This window comes from Nocardiopsis sp. NPDC055879 (assembly GCF_053615935.1).
In genome coordinates this window covers 81,247-99,463 of record NZ_JBSHCT010000018.1, presented here as the reverse complement: position 1 = coordinate 99,463, position 18,217 = coordinate 81,247, and the positions used below count along the sequence as shown (strand labels likewise).

The 18,217-nt window shown below is 69.2% G+C and carries 17 protein-coding genes; 3 read left to right on the top strand and 14 right to left on the bottom strand.

All coding sequences use genetic code 11. From position 1 onward, the window contains the following. Positions 1-97: 97 nt before the first annotated feature. Positions 98-1,252, top strand: coding sequence for an acyl-CoA dehydrogenase family protein (locus tag ACWGKS_RS21510; protein WP_358507138.1), 1,155 nt, complete (start codon positions 98-100; stop codon positions 1,250-1,252). A gap of 53 nt (positions 1,253-1,305) precedes the next feature. On the opposite strand, the gene ACWGKS_RS21505 is transcribed toward ACWGKS_RS21510, so the two are convergent. Continuing rightward, on the bottom strand, positions 1,306-2,121 hold the full coding sequence (locus tag ACWGKS_RS21505) for an SDR family oxidoreductase (protein ID WP_358507140.1): 816 nt from the start codon (positions 2,119-2,121) through the stop codon (positions 1,306-1,308). A 96-nt stretch (positions 2,122-2,217) separates the two neighbouring features. Continuing rightward, the gene (locus tag ACWGKS_RS21500) at positions 2,218-2,460 is read right to left on the bottom strand and encodes a hypothetical protein (protein ID WP_358507142.1); all 243 of its coding nucleotides are present in this window, start codon (positions 2,458-2,460) and stop codon (positions 2,218-2,220) included. A gap of 179 nt (positions 2,461-2,639) precedes the next feature. On the opposite strand from ACWGKS_RS21500, the gene ACWGKS_RS21495 reads away from it, so the two are divergent. Further along, complete coding sequence (locus ACWGKS_RS21495) at positions 2,640-3,815, top strand: sensor histidine kinase (RefSeq protein ID WP_358507144.1); 1,176 nt, start codon at positions 2,640-2,642, stop codon at positions 3,813-3,815. Next, positions 3,812-4,513 (top strand): response regulator transcription factor, encoded by a 702-nt coding sequence (locus ACWGKS_RS21490; RefSeq protein ID WP_358507146.1) that lies wholly within the window; start codon positions 3,812-3,814, stop codon positions 4,511-4,513. Before ACWGKS_RS21495 ends, ACWGKS_RS21490 begins: the two co-directional genes overlap by 4 nt. A 9-nt stretch (positions 4,514-4,522) precedes the next feature. Here ACWGKS_RS21490 and ACWGKS_RS21485 read toward each other — a convergent pair whose 3' ends face one another. The 12 genes from ACWGKS_RS21485 to narH form a co-directional block, all read right to left on the bottom strand. Beyond that, positions 4,523-6,286, bottom strand: a complete 1,764-nt coding sequence (locus tag ACWGKS_RS21485) for a serine/threonine-protein kinase (protein ID WP_358507148.1) — start codon at positions 6,284-6,286, stop codon at positions 4,523-4,525. A gap of 237 nt (positions 6,287-6,523) precedes the next feature. After that, complete coding sequence (locus tag ACWGKS_RS21480) at positions 6,524-7,651, bottom strand: cytochrome P450 family protein (protein ID WP_358507150.1); 1,128 nt, start codon at positions 7,649-7,651, stop codon at positions 6,524-6,526. After that, positions 7,648-8,931: a cytochrome P450 family protein gene (locus ACWGKS_RS21475; protein ID WP_358507267.1), complete on the bottom strand. Its 1,284-nt coding sequence runs from the start codon at positions 8,929-8,931 to the stop codon at positions 7,648-7,650. Before ACWGKS_RS21475 ends, ACWGKS_RS21480 begins: the two co-directional genes overlap by 4 nt. A 198-nt stretch (positions 8,932-9,129) precedes the next feature. Continuing rightward, positions 9,130-11,433 (bottom strand): heavy metal translocating P-type ATPase, encoded by a 2,304-nt coding sequence (locus ACWGKS_RS21470; protein WP_358507151.1) that lies wholly within the window; start codon positions 11,431-11,433, stop codon positions 9,130-9,132. Between the two features lie 13 nt (positions 11,434-11,446). Next, positions 11,447-11,629 (bottom strand): hypothetical protein, encoded by a 183-nt coding sequence (locus ACWGKS_RS21465; protein WP_358507153.1) that lies wholly within the window; start codon positions 11,627-11,629, stop codon positions 11,447-11,449. Between the two features lies 1 nt (position 11,630). Continuing rightward, positions 11,631-11,840, bottom strand: a complete 210-nt coding sequence (locus tag ACWGKS_RS21460; RefSeq protein ID WP_358507155.1) for a heavy-metal-associated domain-containing protein — start codon at positions 11,838-11,840, stop codon at positions 11,631-11,633. Positions 11,841-12,108: 268 nt separating this feature from the next. Next, the gene (locus ACWGKS_RS21455; protein ID WP_358507157.1) at positions 12,109-12,708 is read right to left on the bottom strand and encodes a GNAT family N-acetyltransferase; all 600 of its coding nucleotides are present in this window, start codon (positions 12,706-12,708) and stop codon (positions 12,109-12,111) included. Between the two features lie 226 nt (positions 12,709-12,934). After that, entirely contained in the window at positions 12,935-14,434 is a 1,500-nt protein-coding gene (locus tag ACWGKS_RS21450) for an alanine/glycine:cation symporter family protein (protein WP_358507159.1), read from the bottom strand. A gap of 132 nt (positions 14,435-14,566) precedes the next feature. Then, positions 14,567-14,854: a GNAT family N-acetyltransferase gene (locus ACWGKS_RS21445; protein ID WP_358507269.1), complete on the bottom strand. Its 288-nt coding sequence runs from the start codon at positions 14,852-14,854 to the stop codon at positions 14,567-14,569. A gap of 197 nt (positions 14,855-15,051) precedes the next feature. Continuing rightward, positions 15,052-15,798 (bottom strand): respiratory nitrate reductase subunit gamma, encoded by a 747-nt coding sequence (narI, locus tag ACWGKS_RS21440; RefSeq protein ID WP_358507161.1) that lies wholly within the window; start codon positions 15,796-15,798, stop codon positions 15,052-15,054. Further along, the gene (gene narJ, locus ACWGKS_RS21435) at positions 15,795-16,520 is read right to left on the bottom strand and encodes a nitrate reductase molybdenum cofactor assembly chaperone (RefSeq protein WP_358507163.1); all 726 of its coding nucleotides are present in this window, start codon (positions 16,518-16,520) and stop codon (positions 15,795-15,797) included. The genes narI and narJ overlap by 4 nt, the downstream gene beginning before the upstream one ends. A gap of 10 nt (positions 16,521-16,530) precedes the next feature. Beyond that, on the bottom strand, positions 16,531-18,216 hold the full coding sequence (narH, locus tag ACWGKS_RS21430) for a nitrate reductase subunit beta (RefSeq protein WP_358507271.1): 1,686 nt from the start codon (positions 18,214-18,216) through the stop codon (positions 16,531-16,533). Position 18,217 lies beyond the last annotated feature (1 nt).

The following is an 18,217-nucleotide window of genomic DNA, read 5'->3' as shown; positions in this document are numbered from 1 at the left end:
ATCACCGCCACCGGTCGGTGTACTTCATCGCCTCTACCCCCTACTCTGGCACTGAATGCCAGACATCGGCACCTAGTGCCAGACACCGGGGAAGATCATGAGCGACTTCGACCTTTTCAAGACCAGCGAGGAGCACGAGGAGCTGCGTGAGGCGGTGCGCTCCGTCGCGGAGGACAAGATCGCTCCGCACGCCGCCGAGGTGGACGAGAAGTCGGCCTTCCCGCAGGACGCCCTCGACGCCCTCACCGCGACGGACTTCCACGCCGCGCACATCTCCGAGGACTACGAGGGCATGGGCGCCGACGCGCTGGCGACCTGCGTCATCATCGAGGAGGTCGCCCGTGTGTGCGCCTCCTCCTCGCTGATCCCCGCGGTGAACAAGCTCGGCACCATGCCGCTGATCCTGGGTGCCTCCGAGGACGTCAAGCGTCGCTACCTGACCCCCGTGGCCCGTGGCGAGGCGATGTTCTCCTACGGCCTGTCCGAGCGCGAGGCCGGTTCCGACACCGCCTCCATGCGCACCCAGGCCACCCCCAAGGGCGACGACTGGATCCTCAACGGCCAGAAGTCGTGGATCACCAACGCCGGGGTGAGCGAGTACTACACGGTGCTCGCCGTCACCGACCCCGAGGGCAAGCGCGGCAGCAACATCTCCGCGTTCGTCGTCCACGCCGACGACGCCGGCTTCACCCTGGGCGAGCCCGAGCGCAAGCTCGGCATCAAGGGCTCCCCCACCCGCGAGCTGTTCTTCGACGACGTGCACATCCCCGGTGACCGCATCGTCGGCGCGCCGGGCGAGGGCCTCAAGATCGCGCTGCGCACCCTGGACCACACCCGCGTCACCATCGGCGCACAGGCCGTCGGCATCGCCCAGGGCGCTCTGGACCACGCCGTGGCCTACGTCAAGGAGCGCAAGCAGTTCGGCAAGTCCATCGCCGACTTCCAGGGCATCCAGTTCATGCTGGCCGACATGGCCATGAAGCTGGAGACCGCCCGCCAGATGGTCTACGTGGCCGCCGCCAAGTCCGAGCGGGGCGACGAGGACCTGCCGTTCTACGGCGCGGCCGCCAAGTGCTACGCCTCCGACGCCGCCATGGAGATCACCACCGACGCCGTGCAGCTGCTGGGCGGCGCCGGCTACGTGAAGGACTTCCCGCTGGAGCGCATGATGCGCGACGCCAAGATCACCCAGATCTACGAGGGCACCAACCAGATCCAGCGCATGGTCATGGCCCGCCAGCTCCTGAAGTAGGCAGGACCCGAACCCTCGGAGCCCCGGACGGCCGACCGTCCGGGGCTCCGGTGTCAGTTGACCGCCTCGCGGACGAACTTGGCCATGGGGACGGCGTCGCGGCCCAGGGCCCGACGGACGTCCTCGGTCACCTTGGCGGCCCGGCCGTCGGCGATGGCGCGGAAGCGCTCGTTGAGGGTGTCCACGTACCGCTCCGACCAGCCCATGTCCGTCGCGCGGAAGTAGAAGCCGGCCTCGTCGACCTTCTTGTACCGCCACACCGGGCTCTCGGTTCCCTTCGTCCCCTTCACCACCTCGCGGAAGGTGACCGGGACGGGACCGGTGAGCGTGTACTCGCGCTCGTGGTGCGCGTCGTCGGTGAGGGCGGCCACGACGGTGTCGGCGACGTCCCGGGCGTCCACGAAGCTGACGGCGGCGCGCTTGGACACCGGCAGTTCCAGCCGGCCGTTACGGGAGCGTGCCAGACGGGCGAACACGCCCTCGGTGAAGTCCTGGTCCAGCCAGTTGGGACGCACGATGGTCCATCGACCGAACAGTTCGCGGACCTTGGACTCCAGGCGACGCTGCTCGGAGTCGGGCGGACCGTCCTCCACGCCCATGGCGGTGACCAGGACGGCGGTGCCCACCCCCGACTCGGACGCCTGCTGAAGGAAGGCCTCCGCCCGCTCGGTCAACCCACTGGCCATGGGCACGGACACGAACAGGCTCTCCACGTCCTCCAGCGCCGGTTTCCAGCTACCGGTGTCCGTCCAGTCCAGACGGACCTCCCCGTCCCTGGAGGCTCCCACGGCGGGCAGGCCGCGTCTGCGAAGCTCGGTCAGGACACGTCGGCCCACCTGTCCGGTGGCTCCGGTGACCAAAGTGCTCATCGGGTGTTCTCCCAGCTTCACGCGCGGGTGCTCCGCCTGTTGACGCTACCTAGTCGCGCGCGTGAAACGAGCGTGAAACCACGTGATCGATGGGATTCACGTGGCTCTTCGGGGCCGGGAGAGCGCTTCGGTCACCACGATGAGCAGGATCCCGACGGCGGACAGCCCCAGGTTGGCCAGGATCGCGTTCTCTTGGAACCCGGGAACCTGTTCCACGACGAACCGGTTGAACGCGTTGAGCACGATGCCCAGGATCGGTTGGGTCCAGAGGTGGTCGATCACCCCGCTGATCCCCATGACGGTGAGCAGGAGGCCGACGCCCTGCAGTGACTTGCGCATGGTCCGAATCTAGGCGCGGTGTCCCCGCCGGAGGATCGGGCACGGGCATGGAACCGGGGAACCAAGGTCTTGGCCGTGGCCCGAGGCGTTCGACCAAAGTATCGCTCGGCCGATCTTCGGTACCGAGTCCGCTCGGCGACGCCCGACCCGCGCTCGCGCGCTCGTAGACTCCGGAGGCGATGAACGACACGACCCCGTCCCGGCAGCGGCACCGGCGCAGCGCGCGCGACTGGATCGTGGACTCCCTGATGTTCCTGATCGCCCTGGGCTTCGGGCTGCTCGGCGCGGTGACCCTCCCCGAGGACCCGACACCGCCTTCGGTCCCGGAGCCGTTCCGGGTGGCCGACCAACTCATCGCCCTGGCGTCCTGTACGGCCCTGTGGTGGCGACGCCGGTGGCCGATCCGGCTCGCGGTGGTCCTCGTGGTGCTGTCGGCCATCTTCCCCCTGGTGGGCGGGGCCATGCTCGCGGCCCTGTTCTCCCTGTGCGTGCATCGGCCGCCCAAGGTGGGCCTGTGCGTGCTGGGCCTGAGCTTCGTGGCCTCCTTCGTCAACGTGTCCCTGCACCCCGAGCCCCACGCCCCGTTCCTGTTGATGTTCCTGCTCAGCGCGGTCTTCCAGGGAGCCGTCGCCGGGTGGGGGCTCTCCGTGCAACACCGACGTCAACTCTTCGAATCGCTGCGGGAGCGAGCCGTGCACGCCGAGGCGGAGGCGGAGCTTCGGGCCGAACACGCCCAGCACCGGGTCCGTGAGTCCATGGCCCGCGAGATCCACGACGTGCTCGGGCACCGACTGTCCCTGCTGAGCGTGCACGCCGGCGCCCTGGAGTACCGGCCGGACGCCCCCGCCGAGGAGGTCGCTCGTTCGGCCAAGGTCATCCGAGAGAGCGCCCACCAGGCCCTCCAGGACCTGCGCGAGGTGATCGGGGTGCTGCGCGCACCGGTGGGCGAGCTGCCCCAGCCCACCCTGGCGGACCTGGCGCAGCTGGTGGAGGAGGCCCGCGACGCCGGGGTCGTGGTGGAGTTCGTCGACGAGCACACCGGCCAGGTACCGGAGCGCACCGGGCGCACGGCCTACCGGATCGTCCAGGAGGCGCTCACCAACGCCCGCAAGCACGCTCCGGGGGCCGACACCTCCGTGCGGATCTCCGGGGCACCGGGAGAAGGCCTGAGCGTGTCGGTGACCAATGGACCATCCGCCCCGGCCTCCGAGGACGGAGCGTCCACCGCGGCGGGCTCCGGCCAGGGGTTGATCGGTCTGTCCGAACGGGTCTCGTTGGCGTTGGGAGACCTGGAGTACGGAACCACCGAGAACGGCGGTTGGAACCTCACCGCCTGGCTACCGTGGACGGTATGAGCGAACGGGACGAACAGCGACGGATCGGCGTGGTGATCGTCGACGACGACGCCCTGGTGCGGGTCGGACTGGTGATGATGATGGGCGGCGCCCCCGACGTGCGGGTGCTGGCCGAGGCCGAGGACGGCGGTCAGGTGGAGGAGCTGGTCCGCGAGCACTCTCCCGACGTGGTGCTCATGGACATCCGGATGCCCACCGTGGACGGGCTCACCGCCACCGAACGGCTCCGGGCCGTGCCGGACGCGCCGGAGGTGCTGGTGCTCACCACCTTCGACGCCGACGAACACGTGCTGCGGGCCCTGCGCGCGGGTGCTGCCGGGTTCCTGCTCAAGGACACCCCACCGGAGGAGATCGTGGAGTCGGTCCGTCGGGTGGCCCGTGGTATTCCGGTGCTCTCCCCCGCCGTGACGCGACGGCTCATACACCGGGTGGCGCACGGCGACCACAGCGAACGGGCGGACCGGGCCCGACGCCGCCTGGCCCTGCTGAACGCCCGCGAGACCGACGTGGCGGTGGCGGTCGGCGAGGGCCGCTCCAACGCCGACATCGCCGCGCGCCTGTTCCTGAGCGTGCCGACGGTCAAGACCCACGTGTCGAGCGTCCTCACCAAGCTGAAACTCAACAACCGGGTGCAGATCGCGCTGTTGGTGCACGAGGCGGAACTGCTGGACTCCGACGGCGAGCGAGACCGGGACTGAGGCTCGGGTTCAGCCGGCGGGTTCGAAGGTCTCGGACACGCGGTCCAAGAGCGCGTGGTTGATCGCCGGGTCCTCCGGGCTCACCAGGAACAGCGCGTAGCCCTTGTCCTCGGTGTGGAAGCCCCGGTTGATGGCGTGCATCTCCCCGTTGCGCCCCTGAAAGGTGAACTCCCAGTCGGCGGCGCTGACGTAGTCGTCGACCCAGCCGCCTTCCAGGTCCTCGATCCCGATCAGCGAGTAACCGGAGAAGTTCCGGCTACCGGTCGGCTCGAAGTCGCGCCAGTCGTCGCCGGCGTCCGGGTTGGGGTTGTCGGTCTGGTCGACCAGCAGGTACCCGCCGTCGGGGTTGCGGAAGTAGACCATGTGCCCGTCGCGGTCGATCTCCCAGTCCTCGGGGACGTCGACGGCGAATCCGCTGGAGTCCTCGTGCCGGGTGAGGAAGTCCCAATCGTCCTCTTCCCCCTCTTCGGCTTCCCCTTCCTCCGAGGCCTCCGCGTCGGCCGCCGAGGGTTCCTCCTCCGGCTCGCCCTCCTCGTCGCCCCCGGCGGCGGCCCCATCGGCCTGGTCGGAACCCGGGTCCTCCCCGGCCTCCGATCCCCCGGTGGTCGCGGCGACGTCGCCGGGCCGGTTCGCGCTGACGTAGACGGTGGTGATCGCCGCTCCGACCAGCAGGACGAACGCGAGCGCCGCGGCCACCAGCACTCCGGCGCGGGAGCGTTTCCTCCCGTCACCACGCGGCCTGTTCGACACCGCACCCGACGCGGCCGGGGCCGCGGGCTCCTTCGTGGGGGTGGACGCGGCGGCGTTGACCGTCCGGTCGACCGTGCCCGAGCTCGTCACCGGGTTCCACTCCGGCTCCTCCTCGTTGGCGGTCTCGGAGGGAGCGTCGTCCGCCGGCACGGGCGCGACCAGGGCGGTGGCGGCGAGCGAGGGAGAGGCCCTCTCTCCGTCGCGGACGCCGAGCAGCAGGGAACGGACCTCGGTGACCGTCGGGCGGTCCTCGGGTCGCTTCTCGCACAGGGCCTCCAGGATCGGCCGCAGCGCCCCCGCGTTGGGGGTCTCCGGGAGGTCCTGGGTGACGATGGCCGTCAGGGTGGCCATCGGGGTGGGCCGGTCGAAGGGCAGGGTTCCCTCCACCGCCTGGTAGAGGGTGATGCCCAGGGCCCACATGTCCGAGGCGGGGGTGGCGGAGCGACCGTGCGCGATCTCCGGCGCGAGGTAGCTCGGCGAACCGATGAGCAGGCCCGTGCTGGTCAGGTGGGTGGAGCCGTCCAGGTGCGCGATACCGAAGTCGGTCAGGACGGCCCGGTCGTTGCCCGCGATGAGCACGTTTCCGGGCTTGATGTCGCGGTGCACGATGCCGTGGCCGTGCGCCTCGGCCAGGCCGGCGGCCATCTGCTCGCCGATGCTCGCGGCCCGCTCGATCGAGATCGGCCCCCGGTCCCGGATGACGTCACCCAGGGACGGGCCGTCGACGAGTTCCATGACGATCCACGGGCGGCCGTCCTCCTCGGCCACGTCGAACACCGTGATGATGGTCGGGTGGCTGAGCTGGGCGGCGCTGCGCGCCTCGCGGAGCATGCGGGTGCGCAGGACCTCCACCTCGTGCGCGGGGAGGTTGGGCGGGGTGGTCAGCTCCTTGACCGCGACCGGTCGGTCGAGCAGGGTGTCCGTCCCACGCCAGACGCGTCCCATTCCACCCTCGCCGATGACCTCGTCCAGACGGTAGCGGTTGACCAGGACACGGCCGGGGTCGGCTTCCGAACTGTTCATGTTTCGCATTCCTCGGGAGGGTCCGTGCGGGACGGGCAGGAGCGTGAGCGGGGGTGGGGCGCGGGTGTGGGGGACCAAGACGAGTGTAGGAGCCGCAGGGCCCGTTCGTGTGCTTCCCCGAAGGTGCGAACAGTGTCCCCACCAGGCGACAGATCCGGCCAAATCACCCTTGACGTGCGAAGGACCCGCCGGGATCCACTTGGCCGAATCCCGGCGGACGAGGAGTCCTCGGACGTGTTATCGCAGGTCGTGAGCCGCCCCGGGGCGGCGGCGAAGCCGTACCGGCAGGGCCTCGACCCCGGCGCCGATGATGGACGGCGACGCGGTCAGCTCCGCCTCGTCGACCGCGAGGTCGAGTTCGGGGAAACGCTCGAACAGGCGCGGCAGGACCTCGTTGACCTCCACGCGGGCCAGGTTCGCGCCCAGGCAGTAGTGCCTCCCATGGGAAAAGGTCAGGTGCGAGGAATCCTCGCGTGTGATGTCGAACTCCCCGGCGGTGGCGCCGTAGCGTTCCTCGTCCCTACCGGCCGAGGCGTAGCCGATCAGCAGCGGTTCCCCCGCGGGGACCTGGACGCCCGCCAGGTCGATGTCCTCGGTGGTGTAGCGCATCGGCACGAACTCGCCCGGTCCGTCCCAGCGCAGGACCTCCTCGATCGCCTTGGGCCACTCGACCTCACCCTTGCGCAGTAGTTCGAGTTGGCCGCGGTGGGTGGTCAGGGCCCGCACGGCGTTGGTGATGAGGTTCATCGTGGTCTCGTAACCGGCGCTGATGAACAGCACCAGGTTCCAGATGAGCTCGTCCTCGGTGAGACGGTCCTCCTCGTCCCGGGCCGCGATCAGGGCCGTGGTGAGGTCGTCCCCGGGTTCGGTGCGCTTGGCCGCGACCAGGTCGGTGAGGACCCCCCACATCTCGAAGAAGACGCCCATCGCCTCTTCGGGGGTGACGCTCTGGTCGAAGAACACCCCGGCCAGCCGGTGCAGCTTGGGCCGGGTCTCCTCGTCCACCCCGAACAGGTCGCTGATCACGGTCAGCGGCAGGGGCCGGGAAACCAGGGACTTGAGGTCGACGGTCCCGTCCTCGGACTCGGCCGCCGCGCGTTCGAGGTCGTCGAGCAGGGACTCGACGATGCCCACGATCGCCGGTCGCAACCTCTCGACCCGGCGCGGGGTGAACGCCTTCGACACCAACCTGCGCAGCCGGGTGTGGTCCTCCCCGTCCTTGGACAGCATGTTCTCGTTGATGATCCAGGAGATCAGCGGCCAGTCGGTGGGGATCTCACCGGCGTTGAACGCCTTCCAGTACTCCTTGTTCTTCTGGACGCGCGGGTCGGCCAGTGCTTCACCGACCGCCTTGTGGGTGGTCACGACCCACGCGTCAACCTCACCAGGAAGCTCGACAGGGACGACAGGGGCGACCTTCCGGAGGTGGGCCGCCTGGGCTCGGAGGTTTCCGGGGGCGAGTCGGACTCGTTCCAAGGTGTTCCTTCCACTCGGGGGGTGAGAGGGGCTTTCGGAGGGAAACTCACGGGAAGTCGGACGGGCGCCCAGGACAGGGCGGACAGTCGCCAACGCAGATCCTCCGAGGGCACGGCCTGGCGCAGCCCGGGGAGTCGGTCGAAGAGGGTGCGCAGGGCGATCATCGTCATGGTGATCGCCTCCTCGCGGGCCGGACAGCGATGGGCGCCGGCACCCCAGGCCACGTGGGCCCGGTTGCTCGTGTCCACCATCTCCGCCGCGTTCTCCTCCACGTAGAAGCGGTTGGCGGCCGCGAAGCCCAACAGGATCGGCGATCCCTCCTCGATCACACGGCCGGCGCCCAGCGGAACGTCCACCCGTGGATAGATGACCGGGTAGTTGGTGATCGGGGGGTCCTGCCACAGGACACGGTCGATGGTGTCGGTCAGGACGGTGGGTGAGGGGGCGCGGTCGCCCGCCAGGTTGGGGTCGGCCAGGAGGGCGCGCACACCCGAGTCGATGAGGTCGGCGGTCGGCTCGTTGGCCGCGGCCACCACCAGGAGGAGCTGCATGATCACCTCCTCGTCGCTGAGCGCGGCGCGGTGCTGGATCAGCCTCGTGGTGAAGTCGTCGCCTGGTTCGCGGTGCTTGGCGGTGACCACCTCGGACAGGGCGCGCTCGGCCTCGGCGTTGGACCTCTCGGCGTCGACGCCCAGCCAGAGGTTGCGCATGGCCTCGACGAAACGCACCCCTTGGTCGTGGTCGAAGCCGAAGAGGTCGTTGATGACCAGGAGCGGCAGCATCCGCGCGTACTCGTTGAGGACGTCGGCCTCACCGCGTTCGCAGAACTCGTCGATGAGTCCGTTCGCGTACCGTTCGGTGGCCTCGGCGAACCGCCGGGAGGTGATGGCGCCGAGCCCGTCGGTGATGGCTCTCCGGTAGCGCTGGTGCTCACTGCCGTCGACGAAGAGGGCGTTGGGCCGCGGGGCCATCATGGGCAGCACCGAGGCGTCGACGCCGACGCGGCCCTCCTTGAAGTCCTTCCACAGGCGGGCGTCGTGCCCGAACCTGGTCTCGTCCCTGGACCAGGAGATGAGGGTGGCGTAGTCGGTGACCAACCACCCGTGCACACCGGGTTCCAGTTCCACCGGGACGACGGGTCCGTGGTCGTCCCGCATCGCCGCGTACACGGAGTACGGGTCCGGGTGGGGTTCGTCTTGGTACAGCTTGGCTCGTGGGCATCCGGAAGACACGGCGGACCTCTGCTGGGGGGTAGACAGCGGAGCACGACCGCGTCGTCACGCTCCAGGGTTCCGCGTGAACACTAACCTCTCTCCTCACGGGTGACGAGGAGGTGGGTGCGCCCGCCTCGGGCGCACCCCACGTCATCAGCCGTTACGCGGTCGGCTCTCGTCCGGGTCGAGCGTGTCGTCGCTCAGCGGACGGAAGCGGCGCAGCCTTCCGCTGTTGCTCACCACGAACACGCTGGACAGGGCCATCGCCGCGCCCGCGAGCATCGGGTTGAGCAGACCCGCGGCGGCCAGCGGCAGCGCGGCGGTGTTGTAGGCGAACGCCCAGAACAGGTTGCCCTTGATGATCCCGAGCGTGCGGCGGGACAACCGGACCGCGTCGGCGGCGGCCCGAAGGTCGCCACGGACCAGGGTCAGGTCACCGGCCTCGATCGCCACGTCCGTGCCGGTGCCCATCGACAGTCCCAGGTCGGCCTGGGCGAGGGCGGCGGCGTCGTTGATCCCGTCGCCGACCATCGCCACGACGCGTCCCTCCGACTGGAGTCGGCGGACCTCCGCGACCTTGTCCTCGGGCATCACCTCGGAGATGACCTCCTGGATGCCGACCTCGGCGGCGACGGTGCGGGCCACGGCCGCGTTGTCACCGGTGAGGAGGATCGGGTCCAAACCCAGGTCACGGAAGCGTCGGACCGCCTCGGCGCTGGTGGGCTTGACCGTGTCGGTCACGGTGAGGACCCCCCGTGCCCTGCCGTCCCAACCCACGGCGACGGCGGTGCGCCCCTGCGACTCGGCCTCCTTGAAGGCCTGTTCCAGCTCGTCGGGCAGCTCTTGGGACCACTCGGCCAGCAGGGCGGCCCTGCCCACCAGGACGGCGTGGCCGTCCACGGTCCCCTGGACGCCCCGGCCCTCGATGTTGGCGAAGTCCTCGGGGGTGGGCAGGTCGCCCACGCGCACGGTGGCGCCGGTGGCGATGGCCCGGGCGATGGGGTGTTCGGAGGCCGATTCCAGGGCTCCGGCCAGTCGCAGCACCTCGGCCTCGTCCTCGCCGTCGCCGACGGTGACGTCGGTCAGGGCCATCTTCCCGGTGGTGACGGTGCCGGTCTTGTCCAGCACCACGGTGTCGACCCGTCGGGTGCTCTCCAGTACCTCCGGGCCCTTGATGAGGATGCCCAGTTGGGCGCCGCGACCGGTGCCCACCATGAGGGCCATCGGGGTGGCCAGGCCCAGCGCGCACGGGCAGGCGATGATGAGCACGGCGACGGCGGCGGTGAAGGCGGCGCCCACGGAACCCCCGGTACCGAGCCAGAAGCCCAGGGTGGCGACCGCGATCATGATGGCCACCGGAACGAACACCCCGGAGACCCGGTCGGCGAGGCGCTGCACCTCGGCCTTGCCGTTCTGTGCGTCCTCGACCAGACGCGCCATCTGCGCGAGCCGGGTGTCCGAACCGACCCGCGAGGCGCGCACGACCAGTCGGCCGCCGGCGTTGACGGTGGCGCCCACGACGGCGGACCCGGGCGAGACCTCCATCGGCACGGACTCGCCGGTGAGCATGCTCATGTCGACGGCCGAGGTGCCCTCTTCGACCTCGCCGTCGGTGGCGATCTTCTCGCCGGGACGGACCACGAAGCGGTCGCCGACGGCGAGCCGGTCGACCGGGACGAGTTCCTCACGTGCCGCGGCGCCCTGGCCGCGCAGCACGGTGACCTCCTTGGCGCCCAGTTCCATCAGGGCGCGCAGGGCGGCGCCGGCGCGGCGCTTGGAGCGCGCCTCGAAGTACTTCCCGAGAAGGATGAAGGAGGTGACGCCCGCCGCGACCTCCAGATAGATGTTGGCCGCTCCGTCGGTACGGGCGATGGTGAACTCGAAGGGGTGTGTCATCCCCGGGACCCCGGCGGTACCGAGGAAGAGTGCGTACAGGGACCACAGGAAGGCGGCGGCCACACCCAGGGAGACAAGGGTGTCCATGGTCGCGGTGCCCAGCCTGAGGTTCTTCCAGGCGGCCACGTGGAAGGGCAGGGCGCCCCACACCACCACCGGGGCGGCCAGCGCGAGGGAGGCCCACTGCCAGTACGTGAACTGGAGCGCGGGGATCATCGCCATGAGGATGACCGGGACGGAGAGCAGCATGGAGACCAGCGCGCGATCGCGCAGGGCGCGCGTGGGGTCGTCCGGTTCGGCCGCTTCCCGTCCCGGTTCCGCGGTGGGCGCCGTGGCGGTGTAGCCGGCCTTCTCGACCTGGGCGACCAGGTCGTCCAGCGAGGTCGGCTCGCCCTCGAAGGTCACCCGGGCCTTCTCGGTGGCGAAGTTGACGGTGGCGGTGACGCCCTCCATCTTGTTGAGCCGCTTCTCCACCCGGTTGGCGCAGGCCGCACAGGTCATCCCACCGATGGCCAGTTCGACCGGCGCGGATCCGGTGGACGTCGTTCCACCCTTGTTCATGTCCCGCTCCAGGTCATCTCTGCTGTTCCTCGTCGACGTGGTCCCGTGCGTCGTCGGGCGCGTGCTCCACGCTCTGGCTCGGAGGGCCCTCGCCCTCGGGCAGCACGGGACCGACGATGGAGCCGGCCCCGAAGGCCGCCGCGAACACGACCACGAGGCCCACGGTGTAGAGCCCGAGTTTCGTGGTCACGCCCATGTCAGCTCGCCACCTCGTAGCCGGCCTCGTCGATCGCGGCGCGCACGGCGGCGTCGTCGATCGGCCCCTCTCCCGTGACGGTCACCTTCTTGCTCTCCAGGTCGACCTCGACACCGGTGACGCCGGGGACGGCGCCGACCTCCTCGGTGACCGAGCCGACGCAGTGTCCGCAGCTCATTCCCTCGACGGTGTAGACGGCGGTGCCGGCCATGTGTGCCTCCTCGTGTGTTCGTACGTGAGTCGCTCCAACTGAGACCAAGATACCCCCCTGGGGTATACGATTGTCAAACGTCCGTGACGTCCCCTCCGGCACGCGGTCGCCAGGTTACCCCAGGGGGGTACCAAGGAAAGGCAAAGCCCCACCTCGAAAAGGACAGGCCCCCCGGGTGGCCGGACGACACATCATCCGACACCCGAGGGGCCCGTCGCACTCGCTCGGCGCATACCCTCCCCCGGTTCCCCGAGGCGGGTCGCCGGAGCTAATCGGCCTTCAGCTCCAGGCGGGCCACCACCCGCTCGCTCAGGTGATGTGGGGCCAACGTGAACCCGGATCGACGGAACATCTCCACGGTGCCGGTGTAGACCTCGGCGCTGGGGGCGCGGCCGCCGGCGGTGTCGACCGGATAGGCCTCCAGCACTCGGGCGCCGTTGGCGCGCGCGTACTCGATGGCCCCGTCCAGAAGACGACTGCCCTGCCCACGTCTACGGCGGCGCGGCGGCAGCCAGAAGCAGACCAGGGACCACACCCCCGGCTCCTCCGGGTCGGCGGGGCGCAGGGTCCGGGAACGAGACAGTCGGATGAAGTCCTCCCGCGGGGCCACGGACACCCAGCCGCAGGGGCCGTCCTCGTCGTAGGCCAGCAGCCCGGGCACCCGCCCGTCCAAGGTGAGCCGCTGCAACTCTTCCTTGTTGTCGCGACCACGCATGGACCGCTCACAGGAGACGCTCGCCGTGTGATCCTTGGCCCGCCTCCGAAAGAACGTGCACCAGCAGTGCCCGTAGGCTCCCGTCGGACCGAACAGGTTCTCCAGGTCGTTCCACCGCTCGGCGGTGGCGGGCTCGATTGAGACGATGGACATCGGACTCCCTCGCGAGACACAACTCTGACCGCCACATGTGATGAAGCACACTAGCGGTGATCCGCTGTGACCGAAAGAACACAGATGCCCGATAACGCCTACTGTTAGGGGTTTATGCGCATTTTCAACAGAATCGAATGGCAACCAGAACGCCGTGGGGCGCATCCAAGACATCTCGGATGCGCCCCACGGAACGTCGCACCGGCGTTTCGAGGTCCGGTGGGCGTCAGGAGTCGACGGGCTCCTGTTCGCGCCGAGCCGTTCCCTCCTCGGGTGCCCAGCACTCCACGCCCCGCACGTCCGGCAACCGGTCCCGAGTGAAGACCGGGTCGATCCCCTGGCGACGCTGCTCGTTGTAGTCCTTGAGCAGGCGGCAGGCGATCACCGTCAGCGGGGTGATCGCGATCAGGTTGACCAGCGCCATCAGACCCATGGTCGTGTCCGCCAGGGTCCAGATCAGGTCGATCGAGCCCAGGCAGCCCAGGAAGGTGGCGACCAGGAAGACCACCTTGTACACGAACAGGACGGTCCTGTTCTCGCTGAGGTACTCGATGTTGGACTCGCCGTAGTAGTAGTTGCCGAGCACCGAGGTGAACGCCACCAGGAAGATGATGAGCGTCATCAGGTGCAGCGCCCACGGGCCCAGCATCGACATCAGGGCCATCTGGGTCATGTCACCCTCCAGCACACCGTCGAAGGTGCCCTGGTAGCCCAGCAGGACGATGAAGGCGGTCACCGAGCAGACCACCAGGGTGTCCACGTAGACGCCGAGGGTCTGCACCAGGCCCTGCTTGACCGGGTGGGTGACCGAGGCGCTGGCCGCGGCGTTGGGCGCCGAACCCAGACCGGCCTCGTTGGAGAACATTCCTCGCCGCACGCCTTGGATGATGACCACGCCCAGCGCCGCCGCCGCGAACTCGCCCAAGCCGAAGGCGTTCTCGATGATCGACATGAACATGCCCGGCACCAGCTGCCAGTTCATCACCATGATGATCAGGCCGATGACGACGTAGATGGCGGCGAAGACCGGGATGAGGGCCTGCGCGGTGTTCGCGATGCGGCGGACGCCACCGAAGATCACCAGGCCGGTGAGGAACACCAGCAGCACACCGATGATGGCGGAGAGGACCGGACCGGTCGCCACACCCAGTTCCCCGGCCGAGTTGGCGACAGTGTTGGTGATGGTGTTGCTCTGCACCGCGTTGAACACCATCGGGAAGGTGATGATGAGGATGACCGCGAACACGATGGCCAGCCAACGCTGTCCGAGGCCGCGTTCGATGTAGTAGGCGGGGCCACCTCGGTACCCCGCGGGGTGGCGGACCTTGTACAGCTGCGCGAGCGTGGACTCCACGAAACTGGCGCCGCACACCACGATGGCCATCGCCCACATCCAGAAGACGGCGCCGGGACCGCCCAGGGAGATGGCGATGGAGACGCCGATGATGTTGCCCGTACCGATCCGGGCGGCGGCGGAGATGAAGAAGGCCTGGAGTGAGGAGACCGCCTTCTTCCCGTCCGGCGCGACCTCGGGCTTGCTCTTCAGTACCCGGAACATCTCCGGGAACATACGGAACTGCACGAGGCCGGACCGGATGGTGATGTAGAGGCTCACCAGGATCAGGAGCGGGATGAGGATCCACGCCCAGAGGAAGTCGTCGTTGAAAACGCCGACCATCTCGGTGAGCCGAGCGTCCAGGGCGGGCGCTGCGTCTGCGAGTATCACGAGGGTGGGGCTCCTTTGCTCCAAAGAACGGACAACCGAAACCCCATGCCCGCACAGTGGGACAGAACACCGCACCACGCGCAATGACGCACGATGGTGACCGTTCCGTTACCGACGTCGGGAACCCCGGGTTCAGCCCTCGTGCACCAGGTCCGCGTAGTCCGGGTTGCGCTCGAAGAAGGTCTGAGCGAACGGGCAGATCGGCACGACCTTCAGGTGGCGCCCACGGATGTGGTCCAAGGACTCCCTCATCAGCGTGCTGGCCACGCCCCGCCCCTCGAACGCGGACTCCACCTCCACGTGCGGCAGGGCCAGCACCCCTTCGGCGATCAGGTGGTAGGCGGAGAACCCGACCACCTCGCCGTCCGCGCTCACCTCGTACCGCGAGCGCTCCGGCACGTCGACGACGGTCAGTTCCATTGCCACTACCCCAAGTTCGCGCGTTCGTCGCGCACCTGTCGTGCGCGTGATGGGTCCCACAGGAGAACACGTTCCCATACCCACCACACGCCCACACATCGGGTCACCGAACGGGTCGGTGACCTCCCGGGCCCGCCTCGGTGCCCCCACCGGGGCGGGCCGGAGCGTCGGTGCGCGCCCGTGGCGACCCTGCCCGATCACCAACCGCGTCGGGTGGCCCGCTCGGCCTGACCGGCGGCGGCCGGGTGCGGGTCCCGCGTGCGGTAGACGACGTAGGGACGGAACAGGTAGCCCACGGGTGCGCTGAAGGCGTGCACCAGGCGGGTGAAGGGCAACAGCGCGAAGAGCCCCAGCCCCACGAGCGCGTGCAACTTGTAGGGAGCGTCGGCGGCGGCCATGGCGTCCACGTTCGGCCGCAGGATCCAGATCGACCGGAACCACGGCGACACCGTTTGTCGGTAGTCACCGGTGTGCCCGCCCGAGAGCTCCACGCCCGCGAAGTACAGGGTCATCCCCAGACCGGTCACGATCGCCGACACCAGCACCACGTACATGAGCTTGTCGTTGCGGGTGGTCGCGCTGAACACCGGCCCGCTGGTGCGCCTGCGCCAGATCAACAGGGCGATCCCGGAGAGCGTGCAGAACCCGGCGATCGCCCCGAGCGACAGCGCGCTCACGTGGTAGAGCCCGTCGGAGATGCCGATCGCCCGGGTCCAGGACTCCGGGATCACCAGCCCGACCACGTGCCCGACGATCACCACCAGCAGCCCGAAGTGGAACAACGGGCTGCCGATCCGCAGCAACCGGGACTCGTACAGTTCCGAGGAGCGCGTGGTCCAGCCGAACCGGTCGTAGCGGTAGCGCCAGATCAGTCCACCCACGACGAGCACCAGCACCACGTAGGGCAGCACGCCCCACAGCAACAGGTCCACGGAATCGTTCACCGCTTCCTCCCGCTCACGTCCGTCAACGGAAGCGGGACCCGTGGCCGCGCACCGTAGGGCTCCATGCCCACGTCCTCCGCGGGCGGTCCCTCCGCGGCCAACCGGCGGGCCCGTTCGGCGTCGGCCCGGCGGGGCGCCGGGAGCGTGTGCCGGATCGCCTCCACCACACGTACGTAGGGCGTTCCGTGTTCGCGCAACGCCTCGAACAACAGGTCGAGACCGGCCCGGTGGTTCACCAACAGTTCCTGTCCCACGTCGGAGTCGCCCCTGGCCGTGAACTCCAGCATCACGGCGAGGTGGTCGGGCAGCTCACGGGCGTGCACCCGCCAGCCGCACTCCGCGTAAGCCCGTTTGATCTCCGCCAGGGCGTGGCCGCGGCGTCGGGTGTCCCCGTCGGTGTAGTAGGTCATGTGCAGGGCCCTGCGGCGGCGCAGGTCGAACACGTCCACGTAGTGCGCGCACAGGTCGAGTTCCGGCGTGCTGGAGGCGTGTTCGCAGAACTCCAGCAGTTCGGTCCGGGCGGGGCCCTTGGGCAGTTCGGCGACGGCGCGCGCCACCAGTGGGAGTCGTTCGAAGAATTCCTGGTCCGGGTAGCCGAGCAGGACCGAGGCGGACTGGTGGGTCACCGCCCGCCTGTGGGTCCGGCGCGCCTCACGTCCCGCGCCCAGCCAGCCGGCCCGCGCCCCGTCGTCGTTGTTCGTACCGTCGGTGGTGGTGCTCATGATCGACCCCTTACACGGGACCGGGGTTCCCGCCCCGCCCGTTGTCGGTACCGTCGTCCTTCTGGGGTGGAAAGAGTCCGTCGGGGCGGCCGTTGCCGTCCCAGTTCAGCAGGTTCACGCGTCCGTCGGTGACGGAGTGGTGTTCGCCGGTCTGCCGGTCCTGGAGCGCGTGGAAGGTCTCCACCGTCGCCTCGTTCGGACGTCCCGACGCCTCGCCGAAGGGCACCTCGCCCATCCCGCCCATGCCGGGGCCACCGTCGAAGTCCAGACTGCAACCGACCTCGTCGATGACGCCGCGGTCGGCCTCATTCACCCCGTAGGCGGTGGGGATGACGTAGCGCTCGTCGTACTTGGCCAGGGCCAGTAGCCGGTACATGTCCTCGATCTCGGTGCCGGTCATCCCGACCGCGGTGGCGATGGACTCGTCGCGTTCCTGACCGAGGTTGATCCTGCGCATGTAGGAACGCATGGCGGCGAGCCTGCGCAGGACCAGGTCGACCGGAGCGGTGTCTCCGGCGGTGAACAGTTCGGCGAGGTACTCGACGGGGATGCGCAACGCGTCGATGGCGCCGAACAGGTTGCCGTGCTCCTCCGCGTCGTGCCCGGTCCGGGTGAGGGTGTCCACCACCGGCGACAACGGCGGGATGTACCAGACCATCGGCATCGTGCGGTACTCCGGATGCAGCGGCAGCGCCACCCGGAACCGCTTGGCCAGCGCGTAGATGGGCGAGCGGGCCGCGGAGTCCATCCAGCGGTCCGGGATGCCGTCGCGGCGGGCCGCGGAGCGCACGGCCGGGTCGTTCGGGTCGAGGAAGACCCCCAGTTGTGCCTCGTAGAGGTCCTTCTCGTCCTCGACCGCGGCGGCCTCACCGACCCGGTCGGCGTCGTAGAGGACGACCCCCAGGTAGCGCAGCCGGCCCACACAGGTCTCGGAGCAGATGGTGGGCATACCCACCTCCACGCGCGGGTAGCAGAAGGTGCACTTCTCGGCCTTGCCCGTCTTGTGGTTGAAGTAGATCTTCTTGTACGGGCAGCCGGTCACGCACATGCGCCAGCCCCGGCAGCGGTCCTGGTCGACGAGGACGATGCCGTCCTCGGCCCGCTTGTACAGGGCGCCGCTCGGGCAGGTGGCCACGCACGTCGGGTTGAGGCAGTGCTCGCAGATGCGCGGCAGGTAGAACATGAAGGTGTCCTCGAAGGACAGCTTCACCTTGTCGCCGAGTCTGCGCACGATCGGGTCCTGCGCGGCGAGTTCGGGACCACCGCCCAGGTCGTCGTCCCAGTTGGCGCTCCACTCCACCTTCATCGGTCTGCCGGTGAGCGCCGAACGCGGGGACGCCACCGGGAAGTCGTCGCCCAGGGGCGCGTTGATCAGGGTTTCGTAGTCGTAGGTCCAGGGCTCGTAGTAGTCCTGGATCGACGGCATCAGCGGGTTGGCGAAGATCGTCGCCAGGCGCTTGATGCGCCCACCGGAGCGCGGGACCAGTTTGCCGTTGGGCCTCCGTTCCCAGCCGCCCTTCCACCGTTCCTGGTCCTGGTAGGTGCGCGGGTATCCCTGCCCGGGTCGGGTCTCGACGTTGTTGAACCACGCGTACTCGACCCCGCTCCGGTTGGTCCACGCCTGCTTGCAGGTGACCGAGCAGGTGTGACAGCCGATGCACTTGTCGAGGTTCATCACCATGGCGACCTGCGCCATG